Origin of the sequence: Sphingomonas sp. PP-F2F-A104-K0414, assembly GCF_004340945.1 — a bacterium.
Classification (GTDB): domain Bacteria; phylum Pseudomonadota; class Alphaproteobacteria; order Sphingomonadales; family Sphingomonadaceae; genus Sphingomonas.
The window spans coordinates 816,774-836,102 of record NZ_SLYD01000001.1 but is presented as its reverse complement, the minus strand read 5'-3'; the positions used below and the strand labels follow the sequence as shown (position 1 = coordinate 836,102).

15 protein-coding genes are annotated in these 19,329 nt (G+C 66.2%); 8 read left to right on the top strand and 7 right to left on the bottom strand.

The window, feature by feature from the left end; genetic code table 11:
* Positions 1-19 precede the first annotated feature (19 nt).
* Complete coding sequence (locus tag C8J46_RS03680; protein ID WP_132735072.1) at positions 20-721, top strand: murein L,D-transpeptidase catalytic domain family protein; 702 nt, start codon at positions 20-22, stop codon at positions 719-721.
* Between the two features lie 394 nt (positions 722-1,115).
* Here the strand turns inward: C8J46_RS03680 and C8J46_RS03675 are convergent, their stop codons facing one another.
* The 5 genes from C8J46_RS03675 to C8J46_RS03655 all read right to left on the bottom strand — a co-directional run bounded on the left by C8J46_RS03675 (position 1,116) and on the right by C8J46_RS03655 (position 10,229).
* Positions 1,116-2,237: a glycosyltransferase family A protein gene (locus C8J46_RS03675; RefSeq protein ID WP_132735380.1), complete on the bottom strand. Its 1,122-nt coding sequence runs from the start codon at positions 2,235-2,237 to the stop codon at positions 1,116-1,118.
* An 11-nt stretch (positions 2,238-2,248) separates the two neighbouring features.
* Positions 2,249-4,765, bottom strand: coding sequence for a DegT/DnrJ/EryC1/StrS family aminotransferase (locus C8J46_RS03670; protein ID WP_132735070.1), 2,517 nt, complete (start codon positions 4,763-4,765; stop codon positions 2,249-2,251).
* A 137-nt stretch (positions 4,766-4,902) separates the two neighbouring features.
* Positions 4,903-6,816 (bottom strand): CocE/NonD family hydrolase, encoded by a 1,914-nt coding sequence (locus tag C8J46_RS03665; protein WP_347812367.1) that lies wholly within the window; start codon positions 6,814-6,816, stop codon positions 4,903-4,905.
* Positions 6,817-7,061: 245 nt separating this feature from the next.
* Positions 7,062-7,361 (bottom strand): hypothetical protein, encoded by a 300-nt coding sequence (locus C8J46_RS03660; RefSeq protein WP_056052504.1) that lies wholly within the window; start codon positions 7,359-7,361, stop codon positions 7,062-7,064.
* Positions 7,362-7,406: 45 nt separating this feature from the next.
* Positions 7,407-10,229 carry a pitrilysin family protein gene (locus C8J46_RS03655; protein WP_207894075.1) on the bottom strand — a complete coding sequence of 941 codons (2,823 nt, stop codon included), beginning with the start codon at positions 10,227-10,229 and terminating at the stop codon, positions 7,407-7,409.
* 280 nt (positions 10,230-10,509) lie between these two features.
* Between C8J46_RS03655 and C8J46_RS03650 the strand changes: the two genes are divergently transcribed.
* Both C8J46_RS03650 and C8J46_RS03645 read left to right on the top strand, forming a co-directional pair.
* Positions 10,510-11,187 (top strand): DUF6445 family protein, encoded by a 678-nt coding sequence (locus tag C8J46_RS03650; protein WP_132735066.1) that lies wholly within the window; start codon positions 10,510-10,512, stop codon positions 11,185-11,187.
* Positions 11,188-11,424: 237 nt separating this feature from the next.
* A complete protein-coding gene (locus tag C8J46_RS03645) occupies positions 11,425-12,957 on the top strand; it encodes a M23 family metallopeptidase (RefSeq protein WP_132735064.1) in 1,533 nt (510 codons plus the stop codon).
* 149 nt (positions 12,958-13,106) lie between these two features.
* On the opposite strand, the gene C8J46_RS03640 is transcribed toward C8J46_RS03645, so the two are convergent.
* Both C8J46_RS03640 and C8J46_RS03635 read right to left on the bottom strand, forming a co-directional pair.
* Entirely contained in the window at positions 13,107-13,634 is a 528-nt protein-coding gene (locus C8J46_RS03640) for a DUF177 domain-containing protein (protein WP_132735376.1), read from the bottom strand.
* An 8-nt stretch (positions 13,635-13,642) separates the two neighbouring features.
* Positions 13,643-14,149 (bottom strand): ubiquinol-cytochrome C chaperone family protein, encoded by a 507-nt coding sequence (locus C8J46_RS03635; RefSeq protein ID WP_243643200.1) that lies wholly within the window; start codon positions 14,147-14,149, stop codon positions 13,643-13,645.
* A 133-nt stretch (positions 14,150-14,282) separates the two neighbouring features.
* Between C8J46_RS03635 and bamE the strand changes: the two genes are divergently transcribed.
* The 5 genes from bamE (at position 14,283) to C8J46_RS03610 (ending at position 19,283) form a co-directional block, all read left to right on the top strand.
* On the top strand, positions 14,283-14,789 hold the full coding sequence (bamE, locus tag C8J46_RS03630) for an outer membrane protein assembly factor BamE (RefSeq protein WP_132735062.1): 507 nt from the start codon (positions 14,283-14,285) through the stop codon (positions 14,787-14,789).
* 271 nt (positions 14,790-15,060) lie between these two features.
* Positions 15,061-16,494 carry a glycosyl transferase family protein gene (locus tag C8J46_RS03625; RefSeq protein WP_132735060.1) on the top strand — a complete coding sequence of 478 codons (1,434 nt, stop codon included), beginning with the start codon at positions 15,061-15,063 and terminating at the stop codon, positions 16,492-16,494.
* Positions 16,455-17,537 carry a hypothetical protein gene (locus tag C8J46_RS03620; RefSeq protein ID WP_243643199.1) on the top strand — a complete coding sequence of 361 codons (1,083 nt, stop codon included), beginning with the start codon at positions 16,455-16,457 and terminating at the stop codon, positions 17,535-17,537. The genes C8J46_RS03625 and C8J46_RS03620 overlap by 40 nt, the downstream gene beginning before the upstream one ends.
* A 76-nt stretch (positions 17,538-17,613) precedes the next feature.
* A complete protein-coding gene (locus tag C8J46_RS03615; RefSeq protein WP_132735058.1) occupies positions 17,614-18,528 on the top strand; it encodes a sulfite exporter TauE/SafE family protein in 915 nt (304 codons plus the stop codon).
* A gap of 35 nt (positions 18,529-18,563) precedes the next feature.
* Entirely contained in the window at positions 18,564-19,283 is a 720-nt protein-coding gene (locus tag C8J46_RS03610) for a TIGR02186 family protein (RefSeq protein ID WP_207894105.1), read from the top strand.
* Positions 19,284-19,329: the final 46 nt, after the last annotated feature.

The window sequence follows — 19,329 nt, the reverse complement described above, 5'->3', positions numbered from 1 at the left end:
GGCAATTACGGGAAAATCGATGCACGACGAAGGTCTTGTGCGCGAACGACGCGCGCTTCTGAAGAACGGTTTGGTTTTGGCGGGAGCACTTGCGGTACCGGGGGCGGTATCCGCTACGCCACATCTTTCGCGGGCGCTGACCGCGCGCGATCTGAAGCCTATGACGCAGCCACCGCTGCCGCGGACCACGGTCGCGGTCACCTCGCCGCGGGTGGTCCGGCCCGATCTGCTGCGCCAGGCGATGGCGTCGCTGAGCCGTCACGGTAGCCGCATTCAGCATCACGACCGCATCGCGATCGCCGATTTCGCGGCACCGTCGGGCAAGCCGCGGTTCCACTTCATCGACCTCGCCAGTGGGCGCAGCACCTCGTTGCTGGTCGCGCATGGCAGCGGTTCGGATCCGGCGCATACCGGGTATCTGGAGCGCTTCTCGAACCGCTTCGGCTCGAACGCCTCGTCCGAGGGCGCGTTCGTCACCGACGACTATTACGTCGGCAAGCATGGCCGCTCGCAGCGTCTGATCGGGCTCGACCCGACCAACGACAACGCGCTCGATCGCGCCATCGTCGTGCATTCGGCGTGGTACGCGAACAAGGACATGATCGAGAGCCACGGCATGCTCGGTCGCAGCCAAGGCTGCTTCGCGGTCGGCGAGCGCGATCTCGACCAAGTGTTCGCACGGCTCGGTGCCGGCCGGATGATCTACGCGGCGAAGGTTTGAGCCGTCATCCCAGCGAAAGCTGGGATATCCCGTTTTGCGGGCGTCATCCACCTCGCGAGATACCCCAGCTTCCGCTGGGGTGACGGGATTTTGAAGCACATCGCGTACTCCAGACCCGTCATCCAAGCGAAAGCTAAGATATCCCCGTTTTGTGGGCGTCACCCACCTCGTGAAATACCCCAGCTTTCGCTGAGGTGACGGGATTTTGAAGCGACATCGCGTACCCCAGACCCGTCATCCCAGCGGACGCTGGGATATTCCGATTTGACGGGCGTCATCCGCCTCGTGAAATACTCCCGCCTTCGCTGGGGTGACGGTGATGGGTGAAGTGGCAATTTCTCCGGCGGATATGTTCGTCGTTACCCCATCGCGCGGCGCGGCCCTGCCCCGCCACCTACCCAGCGGTCTGTGCCATCCGGCTCTGCTCCATTCGCCGGCGCGCGCGGCGTACGCCACCGATAAACCCCGACCACAGCAGCGCCTCGAGCCCGGCATAGCCAAGCCCGAGATGATCGGGCCGCACCGCCAACACGTCGCCCAGCCGCACCGTCCCCGCGCGCAGCCCGGCGCGGCCAATGTCGCCCCAGCGTCGCGCCGTCTCCCAGCGGATCAGGCGGATATCGTGGGCCGAGCAGGCGTGCGTCGCGAGAAAATCCGCCTGGATCACGCCCAGCGCGCTCCCCAACGTCGCCAGCGCGGCGCGATCGGGAACGGGGCGCTTGGCCATGCTGTGCTGGACGATCAGACCTGCGACCCGCGCGGCGCGTTCGTCGAACAACCGCGCATAGCGTTCGGTCAGCACACGCACGGACGCCGCCTCCATGATGTCGACGAACCGCTTCGACACGCCGCCCGGATGGACGCGGTACAGCACCAGGGCCTCGTCCAGCCGCGCGATCGCGCCGAAATGCTGGATCCGCTGATACAAGTCGAAATCCTCGGCATAGAGGAGTTCGGGTCGCGTCACAGGATCGAGCCGCCGCGCAACCTCGGTCCGCATCATCGTCGACGACCAGACCAGCGGGTTCTCGATGCAGGTCAGCCACGCGACCAGCGCGGGCGTGGTGGTCGGCGCATAGCTGGACGGACCGACCACGCCTTCGGTCAACAACTCGGCGGCGGCGCCCAGCAATACCGTGTCCGGATGCGAGTCGAGATACGCCACCTGGCGCGCGAAGCGATCGGGGCGGCAGATATCATCATGGTCGAGCGCGGCGATGTAGCGCCCCCGCGCCTCCGCAAACCCACGATTTCGCGCCTTCACCGGGCCGCCGTTCTTCGCCATCACGACCAGCCGCACGCGCGGATCGGGCCAGGCGCGTATCACCTCGCGCGTGTCGTCGGTCGAGCAGTCGTCGACCACGATCACTTCGAAATCCCCGAACGTTTGCGCCGTGAGACTGGCGAGCGTCTCCTCGATCAACCCTGCACCGTTGTACGCCGCCATGACGACGCTGATCACCGGTACGCTCGCGCGCGCATCGACGGTCGGATCCTGCCGAATGTCGCTCTGCATTCCAGTCGAACTCACGCTGCTGCCATTACCTTCGATGTCATCACCTGATCGACGATCATGAGGCCCACATCGTTCTGCCATAACCACAAGCCATTCGCCTGCCCCGAAAAACTACGTTCCCCACCGAGCGGCCCCCACGGCACGAACCCGGCAGCGAGCCCAAGCCCGTACAGTCCTGAAATCGGCGCTTCGTCGGCATCGACGATCCGGCAATGGCGATCGACCATTGGTTTGCCGTCATGCGCCGCCAACGATATCGGCAGGCCGTCGCGGTCGACGATCGGCAGTGCGATCGGTCGATAACCGAGCGCCGCGATCACCAGATCCGCCTGTTCGACGACTGCGCGCGCGTCTTCGTCGCCGTCGACATCGCCGGCTATGCGGTGCAACGTCACGCGGGGATCGGGCGCACGACCGTCGATGCGGAGCATCCTCAGCACCAGGTCGCGCGCCTCGAGGCGAAAACCTGCAAGACGGTAGACGAACCCCGAGACCGGGCAGACGTCGTCGGGGCCGAAATCGGTAAACCCTTCGGCGTGCGCCGCTTCGACCGAATGATAGAAGGGGCGCAGCGGACGGCGATGCAACAGCGTGATGGCCCCCGCCCCCAGCGGCAGCGCCGGCTGACTCTTAAGCAGCAGCGCGATCGTCGTCAGCGCGCTGGTCGACCCGCCGATCACCGCGATCTTCGGGTTGCGCTTGCCGGTCAGGATATCGGCGACCTTCTCGAACCCGCCGACGGTCAGAACGTCGTCCGACTGGAGCAGCCGTCCGCTCGCAAGATCGACCAGGCTGCCGCCCGCAACGCGCTGCGTCGCGAGCCGGTCGAGCGGCTGGTGACCGCCGGTCGCGATGACGACGTTGCGCGCGAGCTGGTCGAAGACATGCCCGTCGGCCAGCCGGAGGACCTGTACGCTCCACAAGCCGTCGCCGACCCGTTTCGCGCCCAGTGCCTCATGCCCGGTCAGCACGGTGCCGCCATTCTCGCGGACGATGTCCGTCAAGCGATCGCCGGTCGCACGCAACAGCGGCCCGACCTCGGTCAGCGGTACGCCGAGCGCACCCTCATGCGCCGCGACCGCACGCCCGGCGGGGTGATCGACCAGCCGCGCGAGTTCGGGATGCACATTGTCGCGGACCGCGGTCAGGAAAGTCTGCGCGGTCGAATCGGAGGTGATCGCGTAGCGCCCGAGCCGCCCACCACCGATCGCATTGCTGCGCTCGATCACCATCAGCCCCGACGCGGCCAGATCGGGTAGCAGGCCACGCTTCGTCGCCGAGGTCAGCATCGCCGTCCCCGCAGGGCCACCGCCGACGACGATGACCGACGCGATCGCACCGCCGGGGCCGCGTACCGACGCCCGTCGGTCAAGCGGCTGGACGATCGCCGCGCACGCCGAGGCCAGCGCGGTCGCCGCCCGTCGCGCATCCTCGACCGACATCGCGTCGGTGATCGGCAACGACAGCATCCGCCCCGAGATCCTGTCCGCAACCGGCGTCGGCTCGATCATCGCGGTCGCCTGAAACCACGGCTGTTCGCCGAGATGCGGGCTGAAATAGCGGCCACAGCCGATCCCGTCCGCCTCGATGCTCTCGACGATCGCGTCGCGGTGATGCGCGATATGCTCGGGGAGCAGGACAGGCATGAATTGCATCGCACGGCGGCGGCCCGACACCGTCTGGAACTGAAAATCGGGCAGCGTCGCGCGGTAGGTATCGTCCAGTTCCGCACGATGCCCGGCAATCGCATCGATCTCGGCGAGCTTGGCCTGCGCGATGATCGCGGTGACCTCGGGCAGCTTGGCGTTGATCCCGGGCAGCGTCGCATTACGGCTGCCCTCGAACCCAAAATTTCCCATCGACCGCAATGTCGCGATCAGATCGACGTCGCCGCTGTGGATCAGCCCCCCCTCGCCGACCGCGAACGTCTTGGTCGCGTGCATCGAATGGACCACCGCGAACGGCGCGCGCGCGCCAAAGCCAACTCCCGCATCGTCGAGCGTCCCCAGCGACGAGGCCGCATCGACCACCACACCGACGCCGTAGCGCCGCTGGAAATGCACGTAGCGGTCGAGGTCGATCGCGTTGCCGAAGGTCGCATAGGGCACGACCACACCGATCCGCTCGCCGTGCCGCTGGAGCAGCCGCTCCTCTTCCAGCGCGCAGGCACCCCAATCGTCGGGATCGATATCGCACACCAGTGGCGTCAGCCCGGCCCATGCCGCCGCCTGCGCGGTCGCGGCGAAGGTAAGCGCGGGCATCAGTGCCAGCGTGCCCTGTTTCGGGTTCAGACCGCCCGTCCGCATCCCCGACGCGTGGCGGATTGCGAGCATCAGCCCGAGCGTGGCGTTGCCAACCGCGAGGCATGCACCGTGGCCGCCGAACAGCTTTTCGGTCACCCCGGCCTCGAACGCGCGAACCTCCGGACCGTTGTTGCTGAACACCCCCGATGCCTCGACCCGACGCAGCGCATCGAGATGCTCGCTCAGCCGCGGCGGGTTCGGCGCGATCAGGGGGAGGCGTTTCATCGGCGATCCGGTCTGTTGTGCGACAGGTCTATGACCCACCGCCTCCTAAGAACCAGTTACGCGAGCAAACGCCAATATATGCAAGATAGTCATTTCCTTACATCACCCCGGATCGCGTCCGGGGTGATGCAGGACTTTCAGCGTACCAGTGGCAAGCTGATATAGCTTTCGTCGGGGCCCGCGACGGTGATCTTCTGCGTCGCCTTCACGTAATCCTTGGGTTGCGCGAAGAAGATGTTCGGGACGAAGGTCTGCGGGTTACGATCGTAGAGCGGGAACCAGCTCGACTGCACCTGCACCATGATCTTGTGCCCCGGCAGGAACACATGGTTGGTGGTCGGCAACGCGAACTTGTACTTGAGCGGTACGTTCGCCGCGATCGGCTTGGCGACGGCCAGATCCTCGCGATACCGTCCGCGGAAGATGTCCATCGCGACCGACAATTGATACCCCGCCATCGCCTTGTCACCGGGATAGACGTCTGGATACACGTCGATCAGCTTCACCACCCAGTCGCTGTCGGTGCCGCTGGTCGCCGCGGTCAGGTTCACTTCCGGAACACCGGCGATCGTCGTCGGTGTGGTCAGCGCGTCGGTGGTGAAGGTCAGCACGTCGGGACGGCCGGACACGGCGCGCTGATCGTCGACGAGCCACTGTTTCCAGGTCGATCCGCTCGCATAGGTCGGCAGCGTCGGGCGCACGCGGTAGCTGACGGGGGCCGCCGGGTCGGAAATATAGTCCGCAGTCTCCGCAGCGCCGCCCGTCGCCTGGAAGCCGAGCGTGCCGCCGGGCTTGAGATAGAGCGGCGTGCCCGCGGTCGCGGCGGTTGGCCAGCTCTGGAGCTTCTGCCACTCGTTGCGGCCAGACTGGAACATCGTCACCGGCGCGACGTCCATCGCCGGCTGGTCGGTCTTCAGATAATGCGCGAGGAACGGCGCGAGCACGTGCCAGCGCCACCATTTGGCGGTGTCGGCATCCCATTTGATCGCGCCCAGCGCACTGCCGTCGCGCACCTCCTGGCCGTGATACCAAGGCCCCATCGACAGATAGACCATGTCGTTGGCGGTGTCCTTGGGCTCCAGCGCGCGGTAGACCGCGGGCGCGCCGTAGATGTCCTCCTGATCCCATAGCCCACCTACGACCAGCGTCGGCACCTTCAGCGGCTGGCCGGCGAGCACGGTGTCCATCGCCTGCGTGGACCAGAACGAGTCATAGGCAGGATGCTGCGTGATCTTGCGCCAGAAGCCGAGCTGTTCGAGCCCCTGCGCCTTGCCGATCGCGCCGGCCGAGCCGCCCTTGAGGTAATAGTCGTAGTCGTCGGCGGTGTCGGTGATCCACGGCGTGCCGGCGTCCTTGGTCGCCTCCTGGCCGAGCACGTACGGCATCATGCCCTCGCGGAAGGCGCCGTTGTGGAACCAGTCGTCGCCGCGCCAGCCATCGACCATCGGGTTCATCGGCACCGAAACCTTCAGCGCCGGATGCGGATTGATTAGCGCCATCAGCGGCAGGAAGCCGTCATAGCTTATCCCGCTGATACCGACGCGCCCGTTCGATTCGGGGACGTGCTTCACCAGCCAGTCGATCGTGTCGTAGGTGTCGGTCGAATCGTCGGTCTTGGTCGGGTTCTGCGCCGTGCCGGCGCGCGCCGGGTTCATCATGTAGATGCCCTGTGATCCGTGCATCCCGCGGACGTCCTGGATCACGCGGATATAGCCCGCCGCGGCGATCACGTCGGCCGCGCCGTCGCCGTTCTGCAGAATTCCCGCATAGGTGCCGCTGTCGACCTTGGTTTGGCCGTCGGCATCATAGGGTGTGCGCGTCATCAGGATGCCCGCGTCCTTCGCGCCCTTGGGCACGATGATGACGGTGTGCAGCTTCACCCCGTCGCGCATCGGGATCTCGACGACTTTGCGAACGTAATCGTAGCCGACGTCGCGCGGTGCCATCTTGGCGGGGCGCTCGTCGTAATTCTGTGCGGTCGCGGGGGTGGTCGTAGCGACGGCAAGCGTAGCAAGCGCGCAGGCTGTGAGCAGACGGGTCATCGATTTCATGTTCTTCTTCCTTCCCTCCCGGACCGAAAAAGAAAAAGGCTCGCCTTTCCGTGCGGAAATACGAGCCCCTCCCATGGTAGCTAGCGAATCGATCGCGTGATCACCCTCCGCCCAAGACGGTCACCCCAGCGGACGCTGGGGTCTCCCGCTTGGCGGGTGCCGGTGGCCGCTCGGTGAGATTCTAGCTTTCGCTGGGATGACGGGGCCTCGGGAGGGTCTGGTGCCACGCTCTTTCGACTACTCCGTTACGCGGTCCGCGTGCCGGTCAGCGGGAAGCTGCCGAACGCGCCGGCTGCGACGCTGCCCTTGAGGACGTCATCCTCAACGGTCGCCTTGCAGTCGAGCGTCATTGGCATCGGCACGGTCATGCTCTGCTTCCAGGTAATCGTGTCGCCATCGACCTCGCCGGTGACATCCATGCCGCCCATCGCGCCCGACACCGCACCGGTGAAGGTGCTGCCGGCGCTGTTGACGGTCAGCGTCATCTTCTGGTCGCCCAACGGCGATTTGACCACGCAATCCCAGCTGCCATCGACGTTTGCCATTATTTTCTCTCCTGAAGCACCGCCCGGAACGCCCGGGCTCTGCAATTATTTGGCGCCGGCAACCGACGCCGCGGGGATGACCTCGACCGGCAAACCGATGCTGTCAAGCTGCGGTCGCACCGTCTTCGCATCGCCGACCACGACCCAGATCGTCTTCTTCGGATCGAGCGCCTGCTGGATCGCAGTGTTGAGTTGCGGCAGGTTAAGTCCCTGGTATCGCTGCGTGATCGTCGCGTAGTAATCGTCGGGCCGCTTCAGCAGGTCGTTCTGCTGCATTGCGCTGAGCACCGCGTCGGACGTCTCGAAATTGCCCGACAGCGAACGGATCGCGCCGTTGATCGCACGGTCGAACTCGACCTGCGTCATCGGCTCCTTGCCGAGGAACGCGCCGATGTCGCCGCGCAGTGCCGCGATCGACGGGCCGGTCTGGTCCGCCTGCACCGGCGCCGACAGGACATAGGGCGCGGCCTGCTCGTTCTGCTGGAAGCGCCCCGACACGCCGTACGACCAATGCCTCGTCTCACGCAGGTCCATGTTGACGCGACCGAGGAAGCTGCCGCCGAGCGCATCGTTTGCGGTCGCGATCGGCAGCAGGTCCTGCGTGCCCTTGAGCCCGGTCGGCACGCCGGCGACGATCAGCGACTGCGGGCTGTCCGGCCGGTCGATCAACACGATCTTCGGCGCGGACGGCGTTACGGTCGCAGGAAAAGCCTTCACGCCGGGCGCGCCGGTGGGACGCCACGACCCGAACCGCGCATCGAGCGCCGCCTCCACCTCAGCGAGCGGACGATCGCTAACGACGAAGATCTTCGCCTTGTCCGGCCGCAGCCACGCCTGCTGGAACGCGACCAGATCGGCACGCGTCAGCGCCGCCACCGCCTTCGGATCGCCACTGCCCTGCGCCTTGGCATAGGGCGAAGTCGGCCCAAGCAGCTTCGGCAGCACGCGCGTCGCCAGCCCCTGCGGGCTGGTCAGCTCCTGCGCGATCTGCGCGAGTTGCTGGTTCTTGACGCGCGCGACCTCGGCATCGGCGAACGCCGGATTCTGCGCGATGTCGGCGAACAGGTCGACCGCGGGTGCGAGGTTCGCACTCGGCACCTGGAGCGACAGGAAGGTCCGGTCGTTCGACGCCCCCGAACCGATATCCGCACCGAGCCGCTCCTTGGCTTCGGCCAGCGCGAGTGAATCACGTGTCGCGGTGCCCTCGTCCATCATCGACAGCGTCAGCTTCTGCGTGCCGAGCTTGGTGGGCACGTCGGCAGCGACGCCGGCATCGAAGCTCAGCACCGCCTGCGTCACCGGCACCGCGTCGCGCTGCGCGTAGACCAGCTCGATACCGTTGCTCAGGCGGGTGCGCTCGACCTTCGGGAAGCTGAGCCCCGCTACTGTGCCGACCGCCGGCAAGGCGCCACGCGTGCCCTTTGGCGGCGCTTCGGGCGCGGGCACCACATCGGCCTTGGGCGGCACGACCGCATTGGCATAGGCATCGCGCGCGCCGGGCACGACGGTCAGCGAATAGGCGGGACGCGACAGCCACTTCGCCGCCGCCGTGCGCACGCTAGCGGGCGTCTCGGCCGCGAGCTGGAGCAGCTGTTTCTTGTAGAAGCCGGGATCGTTCGAATACAGCGCGCCTTCGGCGAGAGTCACCGCCTTGCCGCCGAACCCGCCGACGGATTCAAGCCCCTCCATCTTGCGCGCCGCCGTCGTTGTCGCGACGCGGCTGACCTCGTCGGCGGTCGGGCCGTTTTTGAGGAAGTCGGCGAGGATCTCGTCGATCCGCTTGGTTACCAGCGCGGGGTCGACGCCCTCGCGGACGATCGCCTGGATCTCGAACATGCCGAGCTGGCTGAAGCTGCTGTTCTCGGCGGAAATCCGCGTAACCAGCTTCTCCTTCTTGACCAGCGCGGTATCGAACCGGCTGCTGGCAAGCCCACCGAGTACGCCCGCCGCGACGTCCAGCGCGGTGCCGTCCTTGTCGTTCAGGCCGGGTACCACCCAGTTGCGGCTGATCATCACCGCGGCGACGCGGTCCTTGATCGTCTCGCTGACCGGCGCGGGCAGGGTCGGGATCGGCGCGGGCGGGACGATGCTCTCGGGGCCCTTGGGGATGCCGCCGAAATACTTCTCCGCGAGCGTTTTTGCGGTCGCCGCATCGACGTCGCCGGCGAGCACCAGCACCGCGTTGTTCGGGCCGTAATGATCCTTGAACCAGTCCTTCACGGTCTGCAGCGAGGCCGCGTCGAGATCCGCCATCGAGCCGATCGTGGTGTGGCCGTAAGGGTGATCCGCCGAGAACAGCCCTTCGGTGATCTTGTACTGTGTCAGGCCATAGGGCTGGTTGTCGCCCTGGCGCTTTTCGTTCTGGACGACGCCGCGCTGCTCGTCGAGCACGCCCTGCGTGATCGCGCCGGTAAGATAGCCCATCCGGTCGGATTCGAGGAACAGCGCACGGTCGAGCGCCGCGGTCGGCACCGTCTCGAAATAATTGGTGCGGTCAAAATAGGTCGTGCCGTTGAAGTCGGTGGCGCCGACCTGTTTCAACGGCTCGAAGAAATCGCCGGGTGCGTTCTCGGAGCCGTTGAACATCAGATGCTCGAACAAATGCGCGAAGCCGGTCTTGCCCTTCGGCTCGAACTTCGACCCGACGTTATACCAGACGCTGACCGCCACGACGGGCGCCTTGCGATCGGTATGGACGACAACGCGCAGGCCGTTCTTCAGCGTGAACTGCTGGTACGGAATATCGACCGACTTGACCAAATCGGCGACCGGAGCAGGGCGCGCTGCGGGCGTCTGCTGCTGCGCCTGTGCGGCGGGAACCAGGAAGGCCGCGAGCGATACGCCGGCCAGAACGGTAAATTTCGACATCATGTGCAATCATCACCCCGGTTTGTCTGTTGCAGGCAACATACGCACGCCGATCCCGACGGCAACAAGGATCGCGAAATCAATCGGTAACGGGCCGATCGGGTAGCTCCGCAGCAACCGGTCCGCTATCCAGCGGCATGAGCCGAGCGCCATCGAGCAGAACACAGCGCCTGAAGCGCGTCCTCACCCGGCGTAGCGGCCTCGCGGTGGGAACAGCCACCACTATCGTGTCGCACTACCCTGTTTCGACTGTCGCGATCGTACCACACAGGCGCGACAGATGATCCGCCCCGAGATTTCGGCGCGTCAGATCGGCATGCAGGATCAGCCGCTCGCGATCATCGATGGTTTTCATCCTGATCCCGATGCGCTGCGTACCCATGCCGCCACGCATGCGTTCGAGCAGGGTCGCAACCATTATCCCGGGCTGCGCGCGCCGCTGCCGGCGGGTTATCTGGCTGCGATCCGACCCGCGCTGACGGCGGTGTTGTCAGGAATATTCTATCACAATGCCGGGTTCGCGACGATCGACGCGAGCTATGCGATGGTGACCATACCGGCCGATCGACTCACGCTGGCGCAGCAGCTGCCGCATGTCGATGCGGTCGATCCTGGTCGCATCGCGCTGGTGCACTATCTCAGTCCCGAACGGCGCGACGGAACCGCATTCTATCGACACCGTGCGACGGGTACCGAAACGGTCGATGCCGCGCACGCACCGGACTATTATGCGCGCCTCAACGCCGAGCTGGCGCGCGACGGCCTGCCCAAGCCATCCTATATCGCCGGCTCGACCCCCTTGTTCGAGCAGATCGCGCAGGTCGAGGCTCGCTATAACCGGGCCGTGATCTATCGCAGCGCATCGCTGCACAGTGGCGTGATCGCACCGGACACCGTGCTGAGCGAGGATCCGCTGCAAGGACGCCTGACGATCACTGCGTTCCTGTTGCTCGACTAAAGCGGGGTCGCCGGACGCCACTCGGCGCCGGGCGGATCACCTGCGTGTTCGACGCGACGCGCCACCGCTTCATCGCGACGTGCCACCGGAATAGCGCCGTTTAAGTCGACTTTAGCATATTTTACGGCAGAGGACTGTCATCCGTGCACTGTGCGGCGATCCTGGTCGGCGATTCCTTGTCGGCGCCCCGGTTCGACGACCTCCTCGACTACCCCTTCAACCATCAAGGCAGCGCGCGTGTTTCTACGGGACGATCAGCGGTATGAACTGGCCGGCGTCGCGGTGACGCGGGGCCCTGTCTTGCGCATGCCGTCATCGGCAACACTGACGCCGCGCGAGTCGCCCGTCGACATTTTGCGCGGTGCGGCAACACGGATCGACTGGGTTCCGGACCTGGGCGCGCGGATCGGCAGCCTCGACTGGTGGCGCGGGTTGGCGACGTGCACGGCATTGTGCGCAGCAAGCTGGGCGTTGTCGCCGGGGATCAAACCGCTGGTCGGTGCGGTGCCGCCACCGCTTGCCGGCGCGGAATGGGACGAGGCCCGCGCACAGGGCATTACCGCGATCGGTCAGGGGGCAGCGACCGGCCGGCGAATGGCCGCCAACGACCTTGTCGCACCGCTTGCCGAGGTCCCCGAACGGCCGACGGTCGAGCTCTCTGCGACACTCGGCCAGGGCGACCGGCTCGATCGCGTCCTGATGCGCGCGGGGGTCGGTCGTCCCGATGCCGATGCCGCCGCCGCCCTGGTCGCGCAGGCGGTACCCCTCGACGACATCGCCGCGGGAACACGAATCGCGCTGACGCTTGGTCGACGCCCTGATCGCACCGTTACCCGACCGCTCGAAGCGCTCGACTTCCGCGCCCGGTTCGATCTGGGGCTGGCTCTGGCGCGCACCGCGACCGGGTTGGCGATGCACCGCAAGCCGATTGCGATCGACGCGACGCCACTGCGGATCCAGGGGCTCGTCGGATCGAGCCTGTACCGATCGATGCGCGCCGCCGGGGTGCCGGCCAAGGCGGTCGAATCGTACATCAAGGCTATTGCTACGCGCGTGTCGATCGGTCGCGACGTCGACCCGGCGGACAGTTTCGACCTGATAATCCAGCGCCAGCGCGCTGCGACCGGGGAGACGCGGATCGGCGACCTGCTGTTCGCCGGGATCGATCAGGGGCGACACAAGGTGCAACTCGTCCGCTTCGGGCCGGGCGGCGCGGATGCCGATGGCGGTGGCGACAGTGATGCCGGCGCCCCGCCGCGGACCGATGGCTGGTTCGACGCGAACGGCCAGACCGAGCGGCGCGCCGTGTCCGGCTTGCCCGTATCGGGGCGCATTACCTCGAACTTCGGCTTGCGAATGCATCCGCTGCTGGGCTTCACCCGCATGCACAAGGGCCTCGACATCGGCGCGCCCTATGGTGCGCCGATCCATGCCATGACCGACGGCATCGTCGCGTTCGCGGGACGGACCGGCGGCTATGGTAACTTCGTAAAGCTGATGCATGGCGGCGGCATGGCGAGCGGCTACGGTCATATGAGCCGGATCGCAGTGTCGTCGGGCACGCGCGTGCGGCAGGGACAAGTCATCGGCTATGTCGGATCGACGGGCATGTCGACCGGCCCGCATCTCCATTGGGAGGTGTGGAAAAACGGCGCCGCGATCAATCCGCGCAGCGTGTCGTTCGCCAGCGTCGCGCAACTGTCGGGCGCAAGCCTGCGCGCGTTCCGGGCGAAGGTGGCGGCGCTGCTAGCGGTGCGGACGGGGACCTGACGGCAACCCGTCAATCCTACCCCGCCAGAGGAGATGCCGCCGACAGTGGCGGAGGGGCGGATACGAAACACGGGGTCGTGCTTGCCACCCCCTCCGTCTGCCATGCGCCAGCCATCTCCCCCTGGCGGGGGAGTATCCGCAAATCGCGCCTAAGCTTTGCCCGCCATCTTCGCCTTGAGATCCGCGAACGCGTTGGCGGGGCGAAACTCGTCCTCGCTGATCACCCCCGCTGCCGCCAGCGCCGCCGCCGCATTGGGTCCGCGCGGGAACGGATCGATCGCCAGTGCCAGCGTGTCGGCCGCCGCTTCGCCCAGATCGATCGCGCCCCCCTCGATCGCCACCGTGTCGAGCGCATCGTCGGACAGTTCGACTTCGTCGCCTTCCGCCACCAGCTGTTCCACGAACAGCAGCGCGACCGGTTCGTCGATCCTGGTATCAAGCGGCTCGTCGGTAACCGAGCACGCCTGCACCGCAGCCCCGGTGACGCGCCCCTTCACGACGATGCCGCTGTCGGTCCGCTTGATCCCGAACCGTGCCTCGAGTCGCGCGATCGATACCATCGCGAAGCGCTTCGCCAGCGCGGCACGCTCGTCCTCGTTGGCGACGATCTCGACGATCCGCTCACGCTCGCCGATCGTGTCGAGGCGTTCGGGGCGGCTGAATTCAGCCTTGTTCATACCAGGCGTCACGGTAGCTCTCCTGCGAGCAGTTTCATCATTGGCGTATTTTCTAGCGCGGCATGAAACGCCATCAGCGACGTCCGCACATGCGCCAGCGCGGCATCGGCCGGCGCCACCCCTCGATACAGGTTTCGCAGCAGCGCTGGCGTAATATCTCCAGCCGCCAGTCCATCACGGTATGCGCCGAGTCGACCGCCGAGCATGCTCATCATCTTGCCGATATGCTTGCCGACGATGATGTCGCCGATCCCGATTTCACGCAATTGGCCGTCCATGTCGTCGACAAAGCGTTCGGCAAGGCGCGCCGCGGGCTCGCCACCGGCGGGTTCCGCCTCGAGCCGTAGCATGACGACCGCAAGCAGAGTCGCGATCATGTCGAACCGGCCGTCGACGGTGTCCGGCACCGCACCGTCCCGATACCAATGCTCGGCACGCGCCCGCGTCACGACCGCGGTATACAGCGGCAGCGCTTCGTCCGGCTTCTCGCCGAGCAGTCTTCCCAACCAGCTCAATCCGTCGTCCTTCGCCCATCGACCGCGCACCGACTTGTTTGCCCGCGCATCCTCGCATATCGAGGCGATCGGCGGCCGATGCAATCGCATCGCAACCGTCACGTGTTTTCGCGTGCCCCGGTTGGGAGTTTATATGAGCGTGTTTTCCGCCCGTACGGGTCTCGCCGCCGCGCTTGCGGTCGTTACGCTTGCCAGCGCAGGCTGCACCCAGTTGCGCTCGCATCAGGGGTATGTCGTCGACACCGACCTGGTCAACTCGGTCCAGCCCGGCGTGGATAACCGTCAGTCGGTGCTCCAGACGCTCGGCAAGCCGACGCTCGCGGGTCAGTTCGACCAGGGAGATTGGTATTATCTCGCACGCGACAGCCGCAACCTGGCGTTCCGCAATCCGCGGCCCAACGCGCAGATCACGCTGCAGATCAGCTTCGACCAGAAGGGGACCGTCACCGCGATCCGTCGCGGCGGGCTCGATCAGGTTGCCTCGGTCAAGCCGTACGGCAAGACCACGCCGACGCTGGGTCGCGAACGCGGCTTCTTCCAGGATCTGTTCGGAAACATCGGTACGGTCGGCGCTGCGGGTGCCGGCGGCGGCGGTGGCAATGGCGGCAACACCGGCGGTGGTGGGCGCGATCGTCCGTAATCAAGGCTGAGTCGCACCGGTTTGGCCGTACCGCCTGCTACGCATCGGTACGGCCGGGCCGGGAGTGGATCGGCGCCGATCCCGAAAGGGGGGTGGGATCGCGGACGTAACGCCTCGCGATGACGATGGTTCGCAGGCCCCGCCCAAACCTGCATATTTTGAGTGACTCAGCGTCATCACTTGCGCCGCGGAGGCCGCCAAACATCCGTTTCGGATCGGACTGAATCCGAAACGGACATATGCTGCTGTACCTCGTCGTCGGGGGTACGCCATGCTCGAGTCGTTCTGGATCATCGACGGCTTGGCGCGGGAAAGTTTGCTGTTTGCCGGAGTTGGGCTTTTTCTTGGCGGCATCGACGACCTGCTGGTCGACCTCGTTTTCATCGTCCGCCGGATCCGGCATGGCGCGCGTCCCCGGCTGACGCTCGCGACTCTGCCGCCGCCACGATGCATCGGCGCGATCGCAGTGTTCGTAGCGGCATGGGACGAGGTGTCGGTAATCGGCGGCATGTTGTCGACCGCGCTGGATCGCTATCGCCATGACGATTACCGGATCTATGTCGGTGTCTATCCGAATGATCGGGGCACGATCGATGCCGTTGCCGCGATCGCCGAGCATGATGCCCGCGTCAGGATCGTGATCGGGCCGCGCGACGGTCCCACGACCAAGGCAGATTGCCTCAATACGGTGTGGCATGCGCTCGGCCGCGACGATGCCCGTGAGCACCGGCATACCAAGGCGATCGTGCTGCACGACGCCGAGGATGTCGTGCATCCGCAGGAATTGCGTGTCTTCGATTGCCTGATCGATCGGTACGATGTGGTGCAATTGCCGGTCCTCCCGCTCGTCCATCACGGTGCTCGGCTGGTGTCGGGACACTATGCCGACGAGTTTGCCGAGTCGCACGCCAAGCAGATCGTCGTCAGGACCGCTTTGGGGGCGGGAATGCCGCTAGCCGGCACCGGCTGCGCGATCGCACCCGACATGCTTGCCAGGATCGCGTTCGCGCGCGGCGGCAATCCGTTCGACGCGACCAGTCTAACCGAGGATTATGAACTCGGCTTGCGGCTGGCGGAGCTAGGCGCGCGCTGTATCTTTGCGCGGGTAGCAGCGGACGATGTCGGTGCAGTCGTCGCGGTGCGCGCCTATTTCCCCGGTACGATCCGCGAGTCGGTCCGCCAGAAAACACGGTGGATGAACGGCATCGCGCTAGCCGGTTGGGATCGGACCGGCTGGGCGAGGCCCCGCGCCTTTGCCGACCACTGGATGCGAATGCGTGATCGGCGGGCACCGCTCGCCGTCGTCATTCTCGCGGTCGCCTATGTCGGAATGCTCGCCTGGGCATTGTCGATGGCGGCGCATCACTTTGCGGGTCAGGCAATGCCAGCGCTCGACCGGTCCCATCCGATCGCGCTCTGGCTGTTCATCGCCAACGCCGTCCTGCTGGCGTGGCGGCTGGGATCACGGATGGTGTTTACCGGTCGTAGCTACGGCGTTGGCGAAGCCTTTTGGGCGCTTCCGCGCTTCATCGTCGGCAACTGCGTCTCGTTGCTCGTCGCGCCCTGCGCGGTGGCGCGCTACATCGCCATGCTGCGGGGCGCAGCGCCGGTATGGGACAAGACCCGTCATGAATTTCCCGACGCCCCCGCAGCGTCGATCAGCGCATGCCACGGGTTCGGACCGAGCGTTCCAGCACCGGGATGACCGGCGGGCGGCCGTTGCGATTCCTCGCGCTGACGCTGGGTGGCTGGGTGTTGGTCAGGATTGCGGTACTGTTGTCTGAGATCGAGCCCCGTCAACCCTTGCCCATCCGCCCAACCTTAACGAAGATACTGGTACCGCCCGCCGTCGCGACGGTATTTCCCGCCGCCGCCGTATTCCCCGGTCCGCGCCAGATCGCATTCGTCATCCCGCCGTTGAGCGATACCGTCGTGACGCCCGCCCCGCCCGCCATCGTTTTCCGGGCGAAACCGCGTACGGATGTCGCGCTACCCCCTAGGGTATCCGGCTTGCCGGAAACCTGGTCGCTGGACCACATCGCCGCCCAGTCTTTCGGGCAGCAACCTCCCGGCCGAACCGACGCACCGCCTTTCCTGTTAGCGCCGTTCGTGGTTCGCGGCGCGAGTCGGCTGAACGGTAGTGCATGGCTGCTGGTACGCGGGGGCCCGGCCGGTACCGTCTCCGGCGGCCAGCTCGGCGCTTCGCAGGCGGGGCTGCGGATAACCTACGCGATCGATGCTGCCCGCCGGTTCGCACTGTCGGCCCGGGTCGCCGCCCCGCTCGAGGGCCGCGGACGCGAAGCCGCGGTCGGAATCGAGTGGCAACCGACGAGAATGCCTATCCGCCTGATCGTCGAGCACCGTTTCGTTCTCGATGGTGGTCGCAACGGACCGACGATCGGCGTGCTCGGCGGCTATGGTCCTGCCGACATAGTCCCCGGTGTCCGCCTTGAGACTTACGCGCAGGCCGGTGCGATCGCCCGCGACGGTCTCCAGACGTTCGTCGATGCCTCGGCTCGGCTGACCCATCCGCTCGGCACTGTCGCGACGGCCCGTCTCGATATCGGCATCGGCACATGGGCGAGCGCGCAACGGGCTGCCGAACGTTTCGACATCGGACCATCGGTCGTCGCCACGCTGCCGATCGCGCATAAATCGCTCCGCCTGACGCTCGACTGGCGCGAGCGGATCGCGGGTGGCGCGCGTCCCGGCTCGGGACCGGCGCTGTCGATCGGCAGCGACTTCTGATCCCGTGTCCAAACACCGGGATCGGTGCCCAGTCCAGCCTAGCCCCGCGCGCGCAATCCGGTGTAACGCTGCTAACGTGGATCTGTATCTCCCCGTCGCCAACCTGTCGGTCAACGCGCTAGTCATCATCCTGCTCGGCGGGGGCGTCGGGCTGTTGTCGGGCATGTTCGGGGTGGGTGGCGGGTTCCTGACGACGCCGCTGCTGATCGTCTACGGCATCCCGCCGACCGTCGCCGCCGCCTCGTCCGCAAGCCAGGTGACCGGCGCGAGCGTGTCCGGCGTGTTCGCGCATTTTCGGCGCAAGGGCGTCGATACCAAGATGGGCGGGGTGCTGGTCGCAGGCGGTATCCTCGGTTCATTCTTCGGTGCGTGGCTGTTCCGGCTGCTCCAGCAAAGCGGGCAGATCGATACGGTGATCGCGATCGTCTACGTTCTCATGCTCGGCTCGATCGGCGGCCTGATGGCGAAGGAGTCGATCGGCACGATCGGTCGCGCGCGCACCGGGCGTCCGCCGAAGGCGCGCAAACGCCGCCATCACCCGCTCGTCGCTGCACTGCCTCTGCGCACGCGGTTCTACGCCTCGGGGCTGTACATCTCGCCGCTCGCGCCGCTCCTGCTCGGCTTCTTTACCGGCATCCTGACCATCCTGCTCGGCATCGGCGGCGGCTTTATCCTGGTCCCCGCGATGATCTACCTGCTCGGCATGGCGACCTCCGTCGTGGTCGGCACCTCCTTGTTTCAGACGCTGTTCGTGACCGCGGTCGCGACGATGGTCCATGCGACGACCACCAAAGCGGTCGACATCGTCCTTGCCGGGCTGTTGCTGCTCGGCTCGGTGGTCGGCGCACAGATCGGCGCGCGGTTTGCGAGCAAGTTCCGCCCCGAATATCTCCGCCTCGCGCTTGCGGTGATGGTGCTGCTGGTCGGCGCGCGCATCCTGCTCGGGCTGGTCTGGCGGCCCGAGGAGATCTTCTCGGTCACGCTGTCTTGAGAAAGTGGCCAATTCTGGCGTTCGCGCCGCTGCTGATGGCGCAGGCGAAGCCCGTGCTCGTCCCGGACGTATCGCAGCGCAATATCGAGATCGCCTACAGCTTCACCGGCGCAGAACTCCTCCTGTTCGGGGCGATTCTCTATCCCGGTGGCCGCCTGCCAACCGGCGAGCAACCAACCGACGTCGTCGTCGTCGTGAAGGGGCCGACCCAGTCGATCCTGATGCGCGAGAAGGAGAAGGTCGCCGGAATCTGGGTCAACGCGTCAAGGCTGCGCTACCGGTCCGCACCGAGCTTCTACGCGATCGCCTCATCCAAGCCGATCGACCGCCTCGTCGATGACCGGACGCGCGCGATCTACGAACTCGGGCTCGACAGCCTGCAATTGTCGCCCGCCTCCAGCGCCCCCGCCGACACGCAGGACCGCTTCCAGAAGGGCCTCGTCGATCTGAAACGACGTGCCGGCCTCTATTACGAGGCGCCACGGGCGGTCGAGATCACCGACGGCGTGCTATACCGGGCGCGCGTCTCGATCCCGGCGCGCGTACCGGTCGGCCGCTTCACCGCGGAGACGTTCCTGATCCGCGACGGACGCGTGCTGGCAGCCGCCGTGCGCGACATCGACATCCGCAAATCCGGCTTCGAACGCTTCGTCGCTCGCGCCGCGGATCGCTCGTCGGTCGTCTATGGTCTGGTCGCGGTTGCCCTCTCGGTCTTTCTTGGTTGGGCGGCGGGCTGGATCGCACGAAGGGTTTAGCGTTCCTTCACCATCCTCACCGGATGTTTACGGTCTTGCGTGCAAG